Consider the following 14,711-nt stretch of genomic DNA (forward strand, 5'->3'; position numbering starts at 1 on the left):
CGTGGAGGGGAGACGATCCCGAGCTGCGCCCCACTGCCTATGCCCCGCGTCAGCGCACCCTGACGTCCTGATCGAACCACGTCAGCACGCGCTCGCCCCCGAACGGCCACACCGTCACGCGGGCGGCCTGCGCGGCCTCCTGCGCGAACTCCGGGAGGGGACCGTGGGTCTTCGGCGTGACGTTCCACGCGGGCGCCTCTGCGTGTAGGCCCGCCAGTTCCCGCGCGCGCGCGAGGCCGGTGCGGAGGTCGCCCAGTTCGTCCACCAGCCCGTGGTCCAGCGCGTCGGCGGCACTCCAGATGCGGCCGCGGCCCAGCTCGTTCACGCGCTCCTTGGTCAGCCCGCGGCCCTCGGCGACGCGGGTGGTGAAGCGGTCGTACACCTCCAGGATGCCCTTCTCGACGTGCTCGCGCTCGTCGTCGCTGTACGGGCGGGCGGCCGAGTACATCAGCGCGCGGTCGCGGCCCACCCGTTCGGGGTTCAGGCCGTGCCGGCGGTTGAATTCCGTCAGGACGGGCTTGCCGCTGACCACGCCGATGCTGCCGGTCAGGGTGTACGGCGACGCGACGATCGCCTTGGCGTGCGTGGCGACGTAGTACCCGCCGGACGCGGCGTACTCGCCCATGACGACCACGACCGGTTTCTCGCTGGTCGCCACCTCGCGCCAGATCAGGTCGCTGGCCAGGGCGCTGCCGCCCCCGCTGTTCACGTACAGGACGATCGCCTTCGTGGTCTTGTCCCCCTTGGCACGGCGCAGCGCGGCCACGACCGTGTCCGACCCGGCCATCGGGCCGCCCAGCAGCGGCAGCGGGATGGGGTTGTTCCGGCTCTTCCCGGTGATGATCGTCCCGACGAGCGGCACCACTGCCACCCGCCCCTCCTTCGCGGCCTTCCCGGGCAGGCTGGGCATCAGTAGATCCGCCACGGCCGCGAACGGACGGCTGGCCGGGCCGATCAGTTCGTCCTCGTACGCGACCTTCGTGATCAGCCCCGCCTTCAGCGCCGCCTGCGCGCTCGTCAGGTCCGCCGCGAGCCACCCGGCCGCCACGTCCTCGGACACGCCCCGCGCCGCCGCGAGGTCCCGCACCCACGCGCCCTCCAGGCCCGACAGGTACGCCTGGAGCTGCTCGCGGTTGTGGTCGTCCATCCGCTCCTCGGAAAAGCGCGTCAGGGCCGCCTTGTACTCGCGGACGCGCAGGTTCTCGAACTCGATCCCGCGTTTCTTGAGGAACTCGCCCAGGAACGTGCTCTCCAGCCCGAAGCCGCTGACGTTCACCTCGGCGGACTCCGGCGACACGAGTTCGCCCGCGCCGCTCGCCGCGATCAGGGACAGCATGTTCAGCTGCGGCAGGTACGCCACCACCCGCTTCTCCCGTTGCAGGTCGGCCAGCAGCCCCCGGATCGCGTGCGCCGTGGCGGGAGAGGCCGTGAACTCCCCGAAGCGCACCAGCACCCCGTGCAGCCACGGGGCGCCGCGCAGCTTCTCGACGCGCGCCGCCAGGGCCTCCAGCGACTCGGTGCGGCTGAGCAGCCCCGCCACCGGATTGGTCGGCTGACGCTCCGGGTAGGGGCCACTCAGGTCCAGCACCACCCAGGTCGGGCGGGTCACGCCGCCGGGCAGCGCGTCGTCACTCTTCAGGAACGGGAGTTTCAGGTTCATGCCCCACCCTACGCGCGCCCCGGCTGAGAAGTTCCGGGGCACCGACGGTTACCTACTCGGTCAGCAGCCACCCGCCCGGCAGGGCCAGCGTGCCGTCCGTGACCCTCACCTGCACCGGATTCAGGTCCCACACGAGCGCCGAGTGGCGGCCGTCCACCTCGCGGTACACGCGCACCGCCCGGCCCCGCTTGTCCTCCCCGGCGAGGCTCAGGATCCACCCGGCCCGCTCCAGGACGGCGCAGGCGTCGGCGTGGCTGCCCGGCACGGACAGGCGCCCCTCGCCGCTCATCAGCGCCGCCATGATCTGCCCCCCGGGTTCGCTGATGCTCTGGGCCCCTCCTGCCGGCGTGCCCAGCAGGGCAGTGAAGAGCAGCGCGGCCTGACAGGCGGCACGGTTCAGGATGTTCATGTCTTCCCTCCGGTCACCGCGCCTGAAATGTGGTGCGGGCGGTGACTGCGCCCAGGGTGCGCGCCGGGGCGTGACCGGCCCGTGCCCGGACCGTGACCGCGAGGCGCGCATGACGGTCCGGGTGGACCCGGATGCCGTAGCATGCCGGGATGCCAGTCCCCACCCCCCCTGCCCCCCGGAGCGGCGCGTGAAACCCGAACAGATCCAGTCGCAGCTGACCCGCGTGATCAGCGACGCGATCGGCGGCCTGCGCGACCCGCGCGTGCCCATGATCGTGACCGTCGAGCGCGTGACCGTCACCGCCGACTACTCCCTGGCCCGCGTGTACGTGAGCGCCATGACCGGCGACATGGAGGACCTGCTCGACGCCCTGCGCGGCGCGCGCGGGTACCTGCAGCGGCAGGTGGCCGACCACGTGAAGCTGCGCCGCACGCCCGTGCTGGAATTCCACGACGCCAGCGACCGCCCACCCCTGTGACCGTTCCTGAGTCGGCACCCTGGCCGCCCACCGTCATCCGCGTGCGCTACGCCGAGACGGACGCGATGGGCGTCGTGCACCACGCCACGTACCCCGTGTGGTTCGAGGTGGCCCGCACGGACCTGATGCACCACCTGGGCCTGCCGTACCGGGAAGTGGAGGCGCGCGGGTACTACCTGATGCTCTCGGGCCTGAACGTCGAGTACCGCCGCGCCGCCCGCTACGACGACGAACTGCGGATCGTGGCGCGGCTCAGCAGCGTCCGCTCGCGCACCATGACCTTCACCTACGAGGTGCTGCGCGGTGAGGAACTGCTCGCCACCGGTGAGACCCGTCACATCGCCACGGACCAGTCCTACCGCCCCGCCCGCCTCCCGGACGACGTCCTGAGCCTGCTGCAGGCGCCGGGCCGCGCTAGACTGCCGGGCACATGAGCCACCTGTCGCGCACCCTGCCGCTCAAACGTGCCGCGCACGTGTACCTCGTCCGGGACGGGCACCTGCTGCTCGTCGAGGAACGCATGGACGACGGCAGCATCTTCTACGGCCTGCCCGGCGGTAAGGCCCTCCCCGGCGAGACCCTCGGGGACGCCGCCGTCCGTCAGGTGCTCGTCGAGACCGGCCTGACGGTCACCGACCTGATGTTCGTCAGCCTGCTGGAGGGCGAACTGCTGACCGGCACCCGCAACGAGTGCTACGCCATCTTCGGCCGCTTCACCGCCACCTTCCACGGCGAGATCGACCCCACCGACCCCGAGGTCGTGGGCGTCAAGTGGGTGCCGTTCGCGCAGGTCGAGTCCCTGGTCCGCTACGGCCCACCCCCGGAAGTGGAGGAGCGCAACCCGCTGATCTGGGTGCCCACCCGCGACTTCGTGCAGGGCCAGCCCCGCGCGTACTACCCCATCTGATACGGGATTACATCGCCTTGCTTCCGACTTGAACACGTTCCGTTGTTCCCTCTCCCCCTGTGGGAGAGGGAAGGGTGAGGGGGACACCGGGCGACTCCTGATGTCTTGGAATCACTTGAATCCCATCTGACCTCACCGCGCAGGAGGCGGCCCTCGGATGTCCGGGGCCGCCTCCTGCGCAACCGGCTCAGTTCAGCGTCTTGATGTACGCCTGCAGGTTCGCGATGTCGCTGTCGGTCAGCTGCGCGTCCGAGAAGCGGGGCATGGTGGCCGACAGTTCCCGCTCGGGGGTCTTGCCTTCGCGCAGGGTGGTGGTGAACTGCGCCAGCGTCCAGCTCTTGGGGCCGTCGGCGGTCACGAGGCTGGGCCCGATCTGGCCCTGGCCGTTCGCGCCGTGGCAGCCGGCGCAGTTGGCCGCGAAGGTCTTCCCGCCGGCCGAGGCGTCCCCCTGCGTTTCGGCGGCGGCGGCCGTCTCGGCCGGCTGCTCACCGGTCGAACCGGCGGTGTCGGTATCGGTGGCGCTGCCCTCGGTGGTGCTCGTCGCCTGATCGCCCGTGCTGTTGCCGCTGGCTTCCACCGTCGCGCCGTTCTCGCCGGCCTGCTCGCCGCCGTCGTTGGCCCCCCGCGTGTTGGCCTGGGTGCCGCCCGCCGGGCCGGACGACGCGCCGTTCGCGCTGGGGGACGACTCGCTGTTGTTCTGGGGGGCCTGGGTCTCCTCGCCACCCTTCTCCTCCGTGTGGTGCTCCGTGGTGGCAATGTTGTACCCGATGACGGATCCGCCGACGGTCAGGGCCAGCAGCAGCGTCATGGTGACGGCGAAGGTGTTCTTCATATGGCCCCGAGCCTACCATACGGTCAGGGGGCGTTTGCCCGTTCCAGCGCGCACTTCCGTCCTGCGCGCCCCGCGCCCTAGACTGCCGGGCATGCCCTCCATGCGCCTTGCCAGCCTGACGTGCAGCAACACCGACATCCTGCACGCCCTGCACGCCACGGACCGGCTGGTGGCGGTGGACAGCCACAGCGACGCCCCCGGCATCGAGCACGCCGTCCGGCTCGGCCCGGACCTCAACATCGACGTGGACGCCCTGACCCGCGCCCGCCCTGATCTGGTGCTCGCCAGCCTGAGCGTGCCCGGCATGGAGCGCGTCGTGCAGGCGGTGCAGGCCGCCGGGCTGAACACCGTGATCCTCGACCCGACCAGCGTGCCGGGCACCGCCGCCACCATCCGGCAGGTGGGTGCGCTCCTGGGCCTGCCGGAACGCGGAGAGGAGGTCGCCGCCGCGCTGGAGGCCGAACTGGCCGCCCTGCACCGCCCCAGCCCAGCCCCGGCGCGCGTGCTGGTCGAGTGGTGGCCGAAACCCATCATCGCCGCCACCCGCGACTCCTGGGTCACCGACCTGCTGAGCAGCCTGGGCGCCGTGAATGCCCTGGCCGGGCGGGCCGGGCGCAGCAGCCCCCTGACGCTGGACGAGGTCCGCGCCGCCCGCCCGGACCTGATCGTCTGCTCGTGGTGCGGCGCGAAGAAACTGCGCCCCGAGGTCATCGAGGCGCGCGGCCTGGGCGTGCCTGTCGTCGCTGTGCCCGAGAGTGGACTGGGCCGCCCCGGCCCCCGCCTGATCGAGGGCGCCCGGCAGATCCGCGCCGCCCTCGACGCCCTGGGCCGCTGACGGCAGCAGAAGGGGAGAGGCCATGCGACCTCCCCCCCCAGACCAGACTCCCGGTTTACGCGAGGTCGTCCAGTGTCTCCCGCAGGTCCTTCTTCACGCAGGTGAACATCGGGGTGTCCTGCAGCGTGTAGTTGCTGGCCTCGGTGTAGCGCAGGCGGTGCACCAGATCCACGAATTCCTGCGGGTGGTCGCTGTCGAAGCTCACCACGAACTCCTGGTCGTCAATGCCGTAGGAGTAGCTGGTGTTGATCCGCACGCCCTTGAACGGCTCGGAGGCGTAGATGTGCTCGTCCATCATGCCCTGGCGGGCGTGGGGCGTCAGGTCGTACCACGCGCGGGTCTTGATGAACGGGTAGATGAACAGGTAGCGGCCCTGGCCGGGCAGGATCTCCAGGCCGTGCCCGCTGCCCTCGACGCGGTTCACGTACTGGCTGCGCTTGTTCATGCTGGTGTACGTGTACGGCTGGGTCAGGTAGCCCATCAGGCGGGTGCGGTTCAGGCGGGCCTGGGCGTCCTGAAAGTCGCGGACGTCGAAGGCCATGCGCCAGATCATGAAGTCCACGTCGCCGCGCACGCCGACCAGCGAGTAGCTGCGCTGGATGAGGCCCTTCGCGGCGGGCGCGTCGGCCTGCCAGGCGTCGGCGGCGGCCATGAACTCGGCCTTGATCTCCTCGCGCTCGGCGTGCGGCAGGCGGCGGAAGGCGGGGTCGAGCTTGAAGAACGAGTAGTTCATGAACTGCCGGCCCGACCGGTCGGGTTCACGCTGCGTGACCTGCCCGCTGGGGTCGAGGTCCACCATGCGCTTGCGGGCGGGGCGACCGGCAGGCGCACCCTGGCCCGGCGCACTCTGGGCGGGGGTTCCGTGGGTGGGGGCGGCGGGCGGGGTGTTCGTGTCTGGCTGTTCGCTCATGGGATCACCGGGGCGCGCGGGGCGCCGAAGTCAGAGAGGAGTGGGGGAGAGGGTGCCCGCGTACCCCCTGCGGGTGGGAGGTGGGGTGGGGGCGTACGCGCTGAACTATCTCACCCGCCGCGCGGGGCGCATGACCCCGAACGACCGGTCAGGCAGGCCGCACGCGCGCAGCGGGGAACACCATCCGGAAGCCGGGCACACCTGCGGTCAGCAGTGGTCGCCGCTCCAGCAGGGCCGGGTGGAAGTCCCCGCCGATCACGCTCAGCCGCGCGGGCCGCACCCGTCCGGACGCCGACACGGTCGTCAGGAGGGACGTCCGATCCTCGGCTTCCGGCAGGGGCGGCTGCGTCAATGTCCGCCACGCGGCGGGCACGACCGCCGTCGTCACGGGCACCGGGGGCCCCCAGGCCCGCACGCTCAGGTGGGCGAGCAGCCGCCCGTCCTGCGTGACCCGCACCTGCTCGCGTCCCGGCACGCCCTCCCACGCGAAATCCGCCCGTGACTTGGGAATCGCCCAGTTCCGGCGGCCCCACACCACACTCTGCTGCGTGCTCACCACGATCCGCGTCACCTGCGGCTCGCCGCCCAGCGACGCCCACAGCAGCTCGTCATAGGGGCCCACGCCGGACTGCGCGTAGCGCACGAGCATCAGCGCCCCCGCCTCGCGGCCCCCGTACACGGCGACCACTCCCCGACCCGTCAAGTTCCACGGCGCATCCGACACGCCCGGCAGCGTATACCCTGCACGCATGCTCAAGCACGTCTCCTTCCTCACGCGCGACATCGGCGTGACCGTCGCCTTCTACGAACGCCTCGGGGCCACCACCGAGAAGCACCTCACCACGGGCGAGGGCCACCGCCGCGCCGTCCTGCGCCTCGGGGACGGCCTCCTCCAGTTCTTCCAGGTGACCGGCGAGACCCCCGCCCCGCACCTCCACTGGGCCGAACACATCGCCCTGCACGTCACCGGCCTGCGCGACCTCCTCCCCAAACTGAAAGAGGACGGCGTGACCGTCACCCGCGACCTGCAACCCAGCCCCAGCGGCCGCGACATGGCCTTCGTGCAGGACCCCGACGGGCGGCAGGTGGAACTCCTCGAAGCCTGACCCCTCCCCAGGCCCGCACACCCGCCGCACCGGCAGCCGCCTGCGCGCTAGCCTGAACGCATGACGCCGACCATCGTGATCGTGCCGGGCCTGGGGGACAGCGGCCCGGAGCACTGGCAGAGCCTCTGGACCGGGAAGTTCGGCGCGGCGCGCGTGCGGCAGGACGAACCGGACCGGCCCACCCCCGAGACGTGGTCGGCCCGCCTTCAGGAGGTCATCGACGCGACGCCCGGCGACCTGGTCCTGATCGGGCACTCGTGCGGCGTGCTGAACATCGTGCACTGGGCGCGCCTGACCGGCGGGCACCCGCGCGTGAAGGGCGCCATGCTGGTCGGACCCACCGACGCCGACCGCGCGTTCGAGGCGTACCCCACCGTGGCGGATATGGCCCCCGTCCCCATGCAGCCCCTGCCGTTCCCGGCCCTGGTGGTCGCCAGCGAGAACGACCCCTTCGCCAGCTTCGAGCGGGCGCAGGCCTTCGCCGAAGCCTGGGACGCCGAATTCATCTCGGCGGGCGAGGCCGGGCACATCAACGTCGCCAGTGGACACGGCGACTGGCCCGACGGCGAGGTGCTCCTGAGCGAGGCCCTGCACTCCTGGACGCCACCGGACATCGTGCGGATGTGAAGGGGGGGAGTGGGTTGTGGGCAGTGGGTCGGTCGCTTTAGGCGAGCACGCGGTGGAGCTGCCGTGAAGCGTCCACGCGGGCCGGTGCGCTGATGCACTTCAGCCCACGCCCCACTTCCCCCAAAGCAACGCGCCCCAGGTCATTGACCGGGGCGCGTCACCTTTGGTGTTCAGGCGCTGGCGGTTTCGGCATTGCTGTACTTGTCCAGCAGCGCTTCGAAGGCGCGCTTGGGCTGGGCGCCGACGACGCCCTCGACCGGCTGGCCGTCCTTGAAGAGGATCAGCGTGGGGATGCTCATGACGCGGTACTGGCCCTGCGTGACGGGGTTCTCGTCGACGTTCAGTTTCGCGATCTTGACCTTGCCCTCGTACTGCCCGGCGAGTTCCTCGATGACGGGGGCGATGATGCGGCAGGGGCCGCACCAGGGGGCCCAGAAGTCCACCAGGGTCAGGCCCTCGCCGATCTCGTTGTTAAAGTTGCTGTCCGTGAGTTCCACAGGCTTCATGCCATCGACTATACCCCTGGGGGGCAGGGTGGGGATATGCCGCAGGTGGGTGTTCCCTCACGGGTTGTTTAACCGTGGTGAGGTGGGTCGCAGTTGGCGTTTCCGTGGTGGGGACGCGCTAGCCTGCCGGGCATGACGGTCACGGAATCCGGGGATTTCCGGCGCGGCGCCGAGCTGTTCGCGCGCGGCGAGTGGTGGGAGGCGCACGAGGCCTGGGAGCGTCCGTGGCTGACCGCGCGCGGGGACGACCGGGCGTTCCTGCAGGCCCTGATCCTGCTCGCGGCCGCGCTGCATAAACGCTGGGCGCACGGCAGCCTGACCCACCGCAACTACGATAAGGCCCTGCGGTACCTGGACGCGCTGCCCGCCGAGTACGCGGGCGTAGATCTCGCGCGGCTGCGCGCCGACGTCTGGGACGCGCTCCGGGCCACCGCGCGGCCGGAAGCGGGGCACCCCGCGCTGCGTGTGATGGGGGGTGGGCCGTTCCCCGCGTGACGCTCCGTCAGGTATCCTGACCCGCGAACGCTCAGGTCAGGCCCCACAGGGGGCCGCGCCGGGCGTCCGCCGCCGCCCCCCCCATGGCCGGCGCGGCCCCAGGAGACAGGACAGATGGAACGCATTGCACTCTTTATTGACGGCGCGAACGTGTACGCGGCAGCCAAACGACTCGGGTGGAACTTCGACCACCGCAAGATCCTGGAGCACTTCGCCGCTCCGGGCCGCCTGTACAACGCCTTCTACTACACGGCCGTCCCCACCCCCATTGACGACAAGCAGAAGCGCTTCACGGACGCCCTGACGTACATGGGTTACACCGTGCGAACCCGCCCGCTGCGCGAGGCGACCGACGACAGCGGCGACACCTACCGCCGCGCCAGCCTGGACATCGAGATCGTCACGGACCTGCTGACCACCAGTGACCAGTACGACACCGCGGTGCTGCTGACCGGCGACGGGGACTTCGAGCGTCCGGTCGAGGTGCTGCGCGCGCGCGGCAAGCGCGTCGTGGTGGCCAGCATCGCCGAGATGACGAGCTACGAGCTGCGTAACGCCGCCGACCTGTACGTGGACTTCAAGGACATCCGCGAGCACGTCGAGCGTCCCGGCTACCGCCTGCCCAGCGAGCAGCGCGGGCAGGAGAACCGGCCCTTCTACACGTCCGCCGCGCTCGACGGCGACGACCGCTGATGAGCCTGCCGGTCGCGCTGGACGCCATGGGCGGCGATCACGGCGCCCCGCCCAACGTCGAGGGGGCGGTGCAGGCCGCCCGCGCGGGCGTGCCCGTGATCCTCGTGGGGGACCGCGTGAAACTCCACGCGGAACTCGGGCGGCACGCGGGCAGCGCGAGTCTGCCCATCGAGGTCGTCGAGGCGACCGACGTGATCGGCATGGACGAGCACGCCAGCGACGTGCGCAGCCGCACCCAGGCGAGCATCAACGTCGCCTCGCGGCTCGTGAAGGAAGGCCGCGCCTCGGCCGTGGTCAGCATGGGTCACAGCGGCGCCACCATGGCGTCGGCGCTGCTCACGCTGGGCCGCATCAAGGGCGTCGAGCGGCCCGCGATCCTCACGCACCTGCCCGCGAAGGGAGGCTTCACCACCCTGCTCGACGCCGGGGCGAACGCGGACGTGAAGGCCAGCTACTACGCGCAGTGGGCGCGGCTGGCCAGCGTGTACCTGAAGGTCGTCGAGGACCGCGAGAACCCCACCGTGGGGCTGCTCTCCATCGGCGAGGAGGACCACAAGGGCAGCGCGCTGGTTCTGGAGGCACACGGGCTGCTGCGCGCCCTGCACGGCCGGGGCGTGAACTTCCACGGGAACGTGGAGGGCCGCGACATCTTCCGCAACACCACCGACATCGTCGTGACCGACGGGTTCACCGGGAACGTCGTGCTGAAGCTCGCCGAGGGTGAGGCAAAGGTGCTGTTCGGCTGGGTCAAGGAAGCCCTACAGAGCAGTCTCAAGAGCAAGCTGGGCGGCCTGCTCGTGCGCGGCGCGCTGCGCGGCCTGGCCGAGCGGATGGACCCCAGCACGTACGGCGCGAGCCTCTTGATCGGCGTGCGCGGCCTGGCGTTCATCGGGCACGGCAGCGCCGACGCCCGCGCCGTCAAGAACGCCCTGCTGCGCGCCGCGCGCGCGCACGAGGCGAACCTGATTCCCCGCCTGGAGGCGGCCTTCACCGAACAGACCTCCGGCTGACCCGCGCTCCCTCCACACCCGCCCGGGAGACCACCTGGGCGGGTGTCGGCGGTTCAGGGCCGCGCCGCACCTCTTGGCACACTCACCACCTCATGAGAAGGTGTGGGTCATGTTGCAGGAACTCAGTGTCCAGATCGTCAAACCACAGGTGTGGGTGGGCCTCGCGCTGACCGCAGTGGCCGCGTACGCCATCTACCGCTTCGGACGTGTGCTGATCGGCGCGCTGGAACCCCACGTGCCCGCCCGCCTGCGCCCCGCCCTGAAGTGGCTGTGGTGGCTGGTCGTGATCGTTGGCTGGCTGGCGGTCGCCACCGCCGTGGCTTACCTGCCCAGCGTGCCGGTGCTGTTCAGCCTGGGCCGCGACATCATGGACGGCTTCCGTCACAGCGCCGGGCAGCTCGTTGTGGTGATCGCCATGGCCCTGATCGCCTGGAACCTGATCGGCACGCTCGCGCAGCGCATCGTGGCCGAACAGGAATTCAACCGCCGCAGCGTCCGCGTGCAGACCCTCAAGGGCGTGGTGGAGAGCACCCTGCGGGTCGTGGTCGTCATCCTGAGCGTCATCGCGGGTCTCCAGGCGCTCGGCGTGAACGCCACCAGCCTCCTGGCCGGGGTGTCCGTGCTGGGCCTCGCCGTGGGCTTCGGCGCGCAGAGCCTCATCAAGGACGTCTTCAACGGCTTTTTCATCCTGCTCGAGGACCAGTACGGCGTGGGCGACGTGATCACCGTGAACACCGGGCAGCTCTCCGGCGGCGTGGAGCGCCTGAACCTGCGCGTCACCGCCCTGCGCGCACTGGACGGCACCGTGCACATCATCCCCAACGGGCAGATCGCCACCGTCAGCGTCAGCAGCAAGGACTGGTCGAGGGTGGTCGCGCAGGTGGACGTCACGTACGCCGCGAACATCGACGACGCCCTGCGCGTGCTCGAACAGGTCAGCAGCGAGATCTACGAGGCCGACGAGTGGAAGCACTTCTTCCTGGAGGCGCCCGAGCAGCAGGGCGTCACGCAGCTCGCCCCGGACGGCGTGACCCTGCGCGCCCTGTTCAAGGTGCAGCCCAAGAGCCAGTACGCCATCGGGCGGGAATTCAACCGCCGCATCAAGATCGCCATGGACGAGGCCGGGATCGAGATTCCCTTCCCGCAGCGCAGCCTGAACTTCGGCGGCTCACCCATCGAGATCAAGCTCACCCGCGAGGATCTGGGCCGCGACCCGCGCGGCGGCCAGGACCGCGGTCACGCCCCGGTGAAACCCACCCTGACCCGCGACCCCGAGGAGAACGAGAACACCTGACGAGGGGAGACGGGTGAACCGGAACAGCCACACCATCAATGCAGAGAGGCCGCTGGACTGTCCCCACGGCCTCTCTGCGCGTTTTGATCGTCTAGGCGCGGCTCCAGGCGGCGGCCTGCGTGAGGGCCTGCGCCGCCGCGCTGACCTCGGCAGGCGTGGTGGCCGCGCCGAAACTGAAGCGCAGCGAGGCGCGCGCCTGCGCCTCATCCAGCCCCAGGGTGGTCAGGACGTGGCTGGGCTGCATGGTGCCCGCGCTGCACGCACTCCCGGCGCTGGCCGCGACGCCCAGCATGTCGAGGTTCATCAGCAGCGCCTCGCCGTCCGCGCCGCCCACGGTGACGTTCACGACCTTCGGGCTGCTGTCCGGCGCGTGATTCACGCCCAGGTCCGGGATGCCCGCGACCTCCCGCATGAACTGCTCGCGCAGCGCCCCCAGGTGCGCCAGGGTCGCGGGCTGCGCCGCTGAGGCGTGGCTGAGGGCCACGCCGGCCGCATATACCCCGGCGGTGTCCTGCGTGCCGGGGCGCACGCCGCCTTCCTGACCGCCGCCGAGCGTCACGGGCGGCAGCTCGGTTCCCCGGCGCACGTACAGGAAGCCCACGCCGCGCGGGCCGCCCCACTTGTGCGCGCTGAAGGTCGCGAAGGTCACGCCCCAGCCCGTCAGGTCCACCGGCAGCACGCCCGGCGCCTGCACGGCGTCCGTGTGGTACGGCACGCCCCGCGCCGCCGCCAGGGCTGCCAGCGCCGGGGTGTCCTGCACCGCGCCGACCTCGTTGTTCGCGTGGTGGATGGACACCAGCGCCGTATCACTGCGCAGCGCGCCCGCCAGCTGCGCCGGCTCATAGCGTCCGAAGCGGTCCGGGGTCAGGAACGTGACCGCCCAGCCCTGCGCCGCCAGCGCCCGCGCGGGGGCCAGCACCGCCGAGTGCTCGGTGGGCGTGGTGATCAGGTGCCCGGGCCGCCCATGCCGGTCCTGCCACGCGCGCGTGACCCCCAGCAGCACGTGATTGTCGCCCTCGGTGCCGCCGCCGTTGGCGATCAGGGTGCGCGGGTCCACCCCGAACGCCGCCGCCACGCGCGCGCGGCCCTCTTCCAGCCGCTCGCGGGCCGCCTGCCCCGCCGCGTGCACGCTGGCCGGATTGCCGGGCAGCGCCGCCGCCTGCGCGTACGCCGCCAGGGCCTCCGGGGTCATGGGATGCGTCGCCGCGTAATCCAGGTAGATCACGCGCGCCTCAGGGGGTCACCTGCGCGAAGTCCTGCCCGTCGCGCCGGATGACGAACACCGCGTCGCCCGTCACGGTCGCCGTGGTGCTGATCTGCTTCCCGGCCAGCGCGGCGGCCTCGGTGTTCAGGTTCAGGGGCCGCTCGCCACTGGCGTCCCGCACGACCAGGGTGTACGTGCCCCCGGGCAGGTCGGTGGGGAAGGTGTAACTCAGGCTGACGCTGCGCGGCGCCGGTCCCGCCACCTGCGGCGTGGCGTCGGTCACCGGGACCGCCGGGATCTCCTCGCTGCCGCCCGCTGCCGAGTCCACACCGCTCGGTTCAGGTGTCACGGGTTCAGCTGTGGACGGCTCGGTCTGGGGCGCCGGTTCGGGGTCCTGCACGGGTGGCGGCAGCGGCAGACTGCCCGCCGGGCGGCTGGGCGCGCTGTAGCGCGGCGCGGCCACCGTCAGCGTCACGGGACTGCCGGTCGTGACGTTCTCGAACGCGGCCGGCGTCTGCGAGAGCACCGTGCCTTCCTTGCGGTCACTGGGCTGCGGGGTGACCTTCGTCACGACCAGTCCGGCCGTGCGCACGACCTTCAGGGCGTCCTCGTAGGCAAAGCCCGCCAGGATCGGCAGCCAGGTCTTCTTGCCCGTGATGCCGGTGCTGACCATCAGCTGCACGGCCTGTCCCTGCTGCGCCGTGGACCCCGCCTCGGGCAGCTGCGCCACGATGCGGCCCTCCGGCGTGCCGGTCAGGGTGCCGTCGACCTTCACGATCTTCCCGACCGTCATGGCATTGCCCTTCAGGGCGTCCCGCGCCTGATCGGGCGTCATCTCCTCCAGGCGCGGCACCTCGATCGCCGGGGGATTGTTCACGGTCAGGGTCACCAGTCGGCCGACCGGGAGGTTAGAATTCGCGGCGGGATCCTGCCGGATGATCGACCCGACCGCGCGGCCAGCGGCCTGCCCCTTGACGTACTCGACGCGGAAGCCCGCGCTGGTCAGTTCCTGCGCGGCCTGCTTCGCGGCCTGCCCCACCACGTTCGAAACGGGTTTCACGGGTGGATTCAGGTAGATCTGCACGGCCTGCGCGCCCACATATGTCGCGCCGCCCAGCAGCAGCAGGCCGGGAATGAACGTCAGCCACGCGCCCGGCTCGCGGCGGCGTTTCACGCGGGCCTTCTTCAGCGGGGCGAGGGTCGCCGCGTTGCGCGCCGCGATGTCCTCGGGGGTGCGGGGCGTGAGTTGCGGTGTCAGGTAGGCGACGCGCAGCTCATGGCCCTCCACGAGGACCTGCGCGTCCTCCAGCGCGTACCCGTGCTCGGCCAGCGCACCGGCGAGCGCCTGCACGTTTTCCACGAGGTCCTGTGGGACGCCCTTGTGCGCCAGTGCCGCTTCCAGCGGCTGACCCGTCACGGGCTGCCACACCGCGTAGAACGCGCCGGGCCGCGCGACGACGTCCGTCAGGCCCGCCGGGCTCAGGGCGCGCAGCGCGGTGCGGTACGCGTGGAAGGCCTGCCGGTCGGCGGGCGTCGCCACGTTGAACCACGCCACCTGCCGCGTGACGCCCTCCGCCGCGCGGACCTCGGACAGCGTGACCGGGCCCTGCACGGACACCTCCCGCAGCACCTCGTACTTGCCGTCAATGACTTTCACCCTGCCCACCTGACCCGTCATGCGCCGCTCAGCATAGCGCGCGCCCCGCCCCGCACGCCGCGGCCCGCCTCACACGCTCCCCTCACGG

Annotated in this window: 18 protein-coding genes; 10 read left to right on the top strand and 8 right to left on the bottom strand. The window is 71.4% G+C overall.

Annotated elements, in window-relative coordinates; translation table 11 throughout:
* Positions 1-49: 49 nt before the first annotated feature.
* Together AUC44_RS05890 and AUC44_RS05895 are read right to left on the bottom strand one after the other, a co-directional pair.
* Positions 50-1,660: a S49 family peptidase gene (locus AUC44_RS05890; RefSeq protein ID WP_062157806.1), complete on the bottom strand. Its 1,611-nt coding sequence runs from the start codon at positions 1,658-1,660 to the stop codon at positions 50-52.
* Positions 1,661-1,712: 52 nt separating this feature from the next.
* On the bottom strand, positions 1,713-2,069 hold the full coding sequence (locus AUC44_RS05895) for a hypothetical protein (protein ID WP_062157807.1): 357 nt from the start codon (positions 2,067-2,069) through the stop codon (positions 1,713-1,715).
* Positions 2,070-2,256: 187 nt separating this feature from the next.
* On the opposite strand from AUC44_RS05895, the gene rbfA reads away from it, so the two are divergent.
* The 3 genes from rbfA to AUC44_RS05910 all read left to right on the top strand — a co-directional run bounded on the left by rbfA (position 2,257) and on the right by AUC44_RS05910 (position 3,454).
* Complete coding sequence (gene rbfA / locus AUC44_RS05900) at positions 2,257-2,547, top strand: 30S ribosome-binding factor RbfA (RefSeq protein ID WP_062157808.1); 291 nt, start codon at positions 2,257-2,259, stop codon at positions 2,545-2,547.
* 65 nt (positions 2,548-2,612) lie between these two features.
* On the top strand, positions 2,613-2,981 hold the full coding sequence (locus AUC44_RS05905) for an acyl-CoA thioesterase (RefSeq protein WP_231724574.1): 369 nt from the start codon (positions 2,613-2,615) through the stop codon (positions 2,979-2,981).
* A complete protein-coding gene (locus AUC44_RS05910) occupies positions 2,978-3,454 on the top strand; it encodes an NUDIX domain-containing protein (protein ID WP_062157810.1) in 477 nt (158 codons plus the stop codon). The genes AUC44_RS05905 and AUC44_RS05910 overlap by 4 nt, the downstream gene beginning before the upstream one ends.
* 187 nt (positions 3,455-3,641) lie before the next feature.
* Here the strand turns inward: AUC44_RS05910 and AUC44_RS05915 are convergent, their stop codons facing one another.
* Complete coding sequence (locus AUC44_RS05915; RefSeq protein ID WP_062157811.1) at positions 3,642-4,286, bottom strand: c-type cytochrome; 645 nt, start codon at positions 4,284-4,286, stop codon at positions 3,642-3,644.
* A gap of 100 nt (positions 4,287-4,386) precedes the next feature.
* Between AUC44_RS05915 and AUC44_RS05920 the strand changes: the two genes are divergently transcribed.
* On the top strand, positions 4,387-5,121 hold the full coding sequence (locus tag AUC44_RS05920; RefSeq protein WP_062159710.1) for a helical backbone metal receptor: 735 nt from the start codon (positions 4,387-4,389) through the stop codon (positions 5,119-5,121).
* A gap of 55 nt (positions 5,122-5,176) precedes the next feature.
* On the opposite strand, the gene AUC44_RS05925 is transcribed toward AUC44_RS05920, so the two are convergent.
* Together AUC44_RS05925 and AUC44_RS05930 are read right to left on the bottom strand one after the other, a co-directional pair.
* Positions 5,177-5,920, bottom strand: a complete 744-nt coding sequence (locus tag AUC44_RS05925; RefSeq protein WP_058977057.1) for a chlorite dismutase family protein — start codon at positions 5,918-5,920, stop codon at positions 5,177-5,179.
* A gap of 259 nt (positions 5,921-6,179) precedes the next feature.
* Positions 6,180-6,755, bottom strand: coding sequence for a hypothetical protein (locus AUC44_RS05930; protein ID WP_231724547.1), 576 nt, complete (start codon positions 6,753-6,755; stop codon positions 6,180-6,182).
* 25 nt (positions 6,756-6,780) lie between these two features.
* Here AUC44_RS05930 and AUC44_RS05935 point away from each other — a divergent pair, with 25 nt between their 5' ends.
* Both AUC44_RS05935 and AUC44_RS05940 read left to right on the top strand, forming a co-directional pair.
* Positions 6,781-7,137, top strand: coding sequence for a VOC family protein (locus AUC44_RS05935; protein ID WP_062157812.1), 357 nt, complete (start codon positions 6,781-6,783; stop codon positions 7,135-7,137).
* A gap of 60 nt (positions 7,138-7,197) precedes the next feature.
* The gene (locus tag AUC44_RS05940; RefSeq protein ID WP_062157813.1) at positions 7,198-7,764 is read left to right on the top strand and encodes an RBBP9/YdeN family alpha/beta hydrolase; all 567 of its coding nucleotides are present in this window, start codon (positions 7,198-7,200) and stop codon (positions 7,762-7,764) included.
* Between the two features lie 170 nt (positions 7,765-7,934).
* On the opposite strand, the gene trxA is transcribed toward AUC44_RS05940, so the two are convergent.
* Positions 7,935-8,270 carry a thioredoxin gene (trxA, locus tag AUC44_RS05945; protein ID WP_062157814.1) on the bottom strand — a complete coding sequence of 112 codons (336 nt, stop codon included), beginning with the start codon at positions 8,268-8,270 and terminating at the stop codon, positions 7,935-7,937.
* A gap of 132 nt (positions 8,271-8,402) precedes the next feature.
* On the opposite strand from trxA, the gene AUC44_RS05950 reads away from it, so the two are divergent.
* From AUC44_RS05950 to AUC44_RS05965, 4 genes are all read left to right on the top strand, one after another.
* Positions 8,403-8,765, top strand: a complete 363-nt coding sequence (locus AUC44_RS05950) for a DUF309 domain-containing protein (RefSeq protein WP_062157815.1) — start codon at positions 8,403-8,405, stop codon at positions 8,763-8,765.
* 114 nt (positions 8,766-8,879) lie between these two features.
* Positions 8,880-9,458, top strand: coding sequence for a LabA-like NYN domain-containing protein (locus tag AUC44_RS05955; protein WP_062157816.1), 579 nt, complete (start codon positions 8,880-8,882; stop codon positions 9,456-9,458).
* Entirely contained in the window at positions 9,458-10,468 is a 1,011-nt protein-coding gene (plsX, locus tag AUC44_RS05960; protein WP_062157817.1) for a phosphate acyltransferase PlsX, read from the top strand. Before AUC44_RS05955 ends, plsX begins: the two co-directional genes overlap by 1 nt.
* A gap of 109 nt (positions 10,469-10,577) precedes the next feature.
* The gene (locus AUC44_RS05965) at positions 10,578-11,762 is read left to right on the top strand and encodes a mechanosensitive ion channel family protein (protein ID WP_062157818.1); all 1,185 of its coding nucleotides are present in this window, start codon (positions 10,578-10,580) and stop codon (positions 11,760-11,762) included.
* Positions 11,763-11,853: 91 nt separating this feature from the next.
* Here AUC44_RS05965 and AUC44_RS05970 read toward each other — a convergent pair whose 3' ends face one another.
* Entirely contained in the window at positions 11,854-12,987 is a 1,134-nt protein-coding gene (locus AUC44_RS05970; RefSeq protein WP_062157819.1) for a cysteine desulfurase family protein, read from the bottom strand.
* Between the two features lie 7 nt (positions 12,988-12,994).
* On the bottom strand, positions 12,995-14,644 hold the full coding sequence (locus AUC44_RS05975; RefSeq protein WP_062157820.1) for a PASTA domain-containing protein: 1,650 nt from the start codon (positions 14,642-14,644) through the stop codon (positions 12,995-12,997).
* Between the last annotated feature and the right edge of the window lie 67 nt (positions 14,645-14,711).

Source organism: Deinococcus actinosclerus, assembly GCF_001507665.1.
GTDB lineage: Bacteria > Deinococcota > Deinococci > Deinococcales > Deinococcaceae > Deinococcus > Deinococcus actinosclerus.

Bases quoted from the DNA above. Each gene is read 5' to 3' on its own strand.
- AUC44_RS05950 (WP_062157815.1), top strand. From the start codon at position 8,403: ATGACGGTCACGGAATCCGGGGATTTCCGGCGCGGCGCCGAGCTGTTC.
- AUC44_RS05935 (WP_062157812.1), top strand. From the start codon at position 6,781: ATGCTCAAGCACGTCTCCTTCCTCACGCGCGACATCGGCGTGACCGTC.
- AUC44_RS05890 (WP_062157806.1), bottom strand. From the start codon at position 1,660: ATGAACCTGAAACTCCCGTTCCTGAAGAGTGACGACGCGCTGCCCGGC.
- AUC44_RS05975 (WP_062157820.1), bottom strand. From the start codon at position 14,644: ATGACGGGTCAGGTGGGCAGGGTGAAAGTCATTGACGGCAAGTACGAG.
- plsX (WP_062157817.1), top strand. From the start codon at position 9,458: ATGAGCCTGCCGGTCGCGCTGGACGCCATGGGCGGCGATCACGGCGCC.
- AUC44_RS05925 (WP_058977057.1), bottom strand. From the start codon at position 5,920: ATGGTGGACCTCGACCCCAGCGGGCAGGTCACGCAGCGTGAACCCGAC.
- AUC44_RS05965 (WP_062157818.1), top strand. From the start codon at position 10,578: ATGTTGCAGGAACTCAGTGTCCAGATCGTCAAACCACAGGTGTGGGTG.
- AUC44_RS05915 (WP_062157811.1), bottom strand. From the start codon at position 4,286: ATGAAGAACACCTTCGCCGTCACCATGACGCTGCTGCTGGCCCTGACC.
- trxA (WP_062157814.1), bottom strand. From the start codon at position 8,270: ATGAAGCCTGTGGAACTCACGGACAGCAACTTTAACAACGAGATCGGC.
- AUC44_RS05910 (WP_062157810.1), top strand. From the start codon at position 2,978: ATGAGCCACCTGTCGCGCACCCTGCCGCTCAAACGTGCCGCGCACGTG.
- AUC44_RS05895 (WP_062157807.1), bottom strand. From the start codon at position 2,069: ATGAACATCCTGAACCGTGCCGCCTGTCAGGCCGCGCTGCTCTTCACT.
- AUC44_RS05920 (WP_062159710.1), top strand. From the start codon at position 4,387: ATGCGCCTTGCCAGCCTGACGTGCAGCAACACCGACATCCTGCACGCC.
- AUC44_RS05905 (WP_231724574.1), top strand. From the start codon at position 2,613: ATGGGCGTCGTGCACCACGCCACGTACCCCGTGTGGTTCGAGGTGGCC.
- AUC44_RS05955 (WP_062157816.1), top strand. From the start codon at position 8,880: ATGGAACGCATTGCACTCTTTATTGACGGCGCGAACGTGTACGCGGCA.
- AUC44_RS05940 (WP_062157813.1), top strand. From the start codon at position 7,198: ATGACGCCGACCATCGTGATCGTGCCGGGCCTGGGGGACAGCGGCCCG.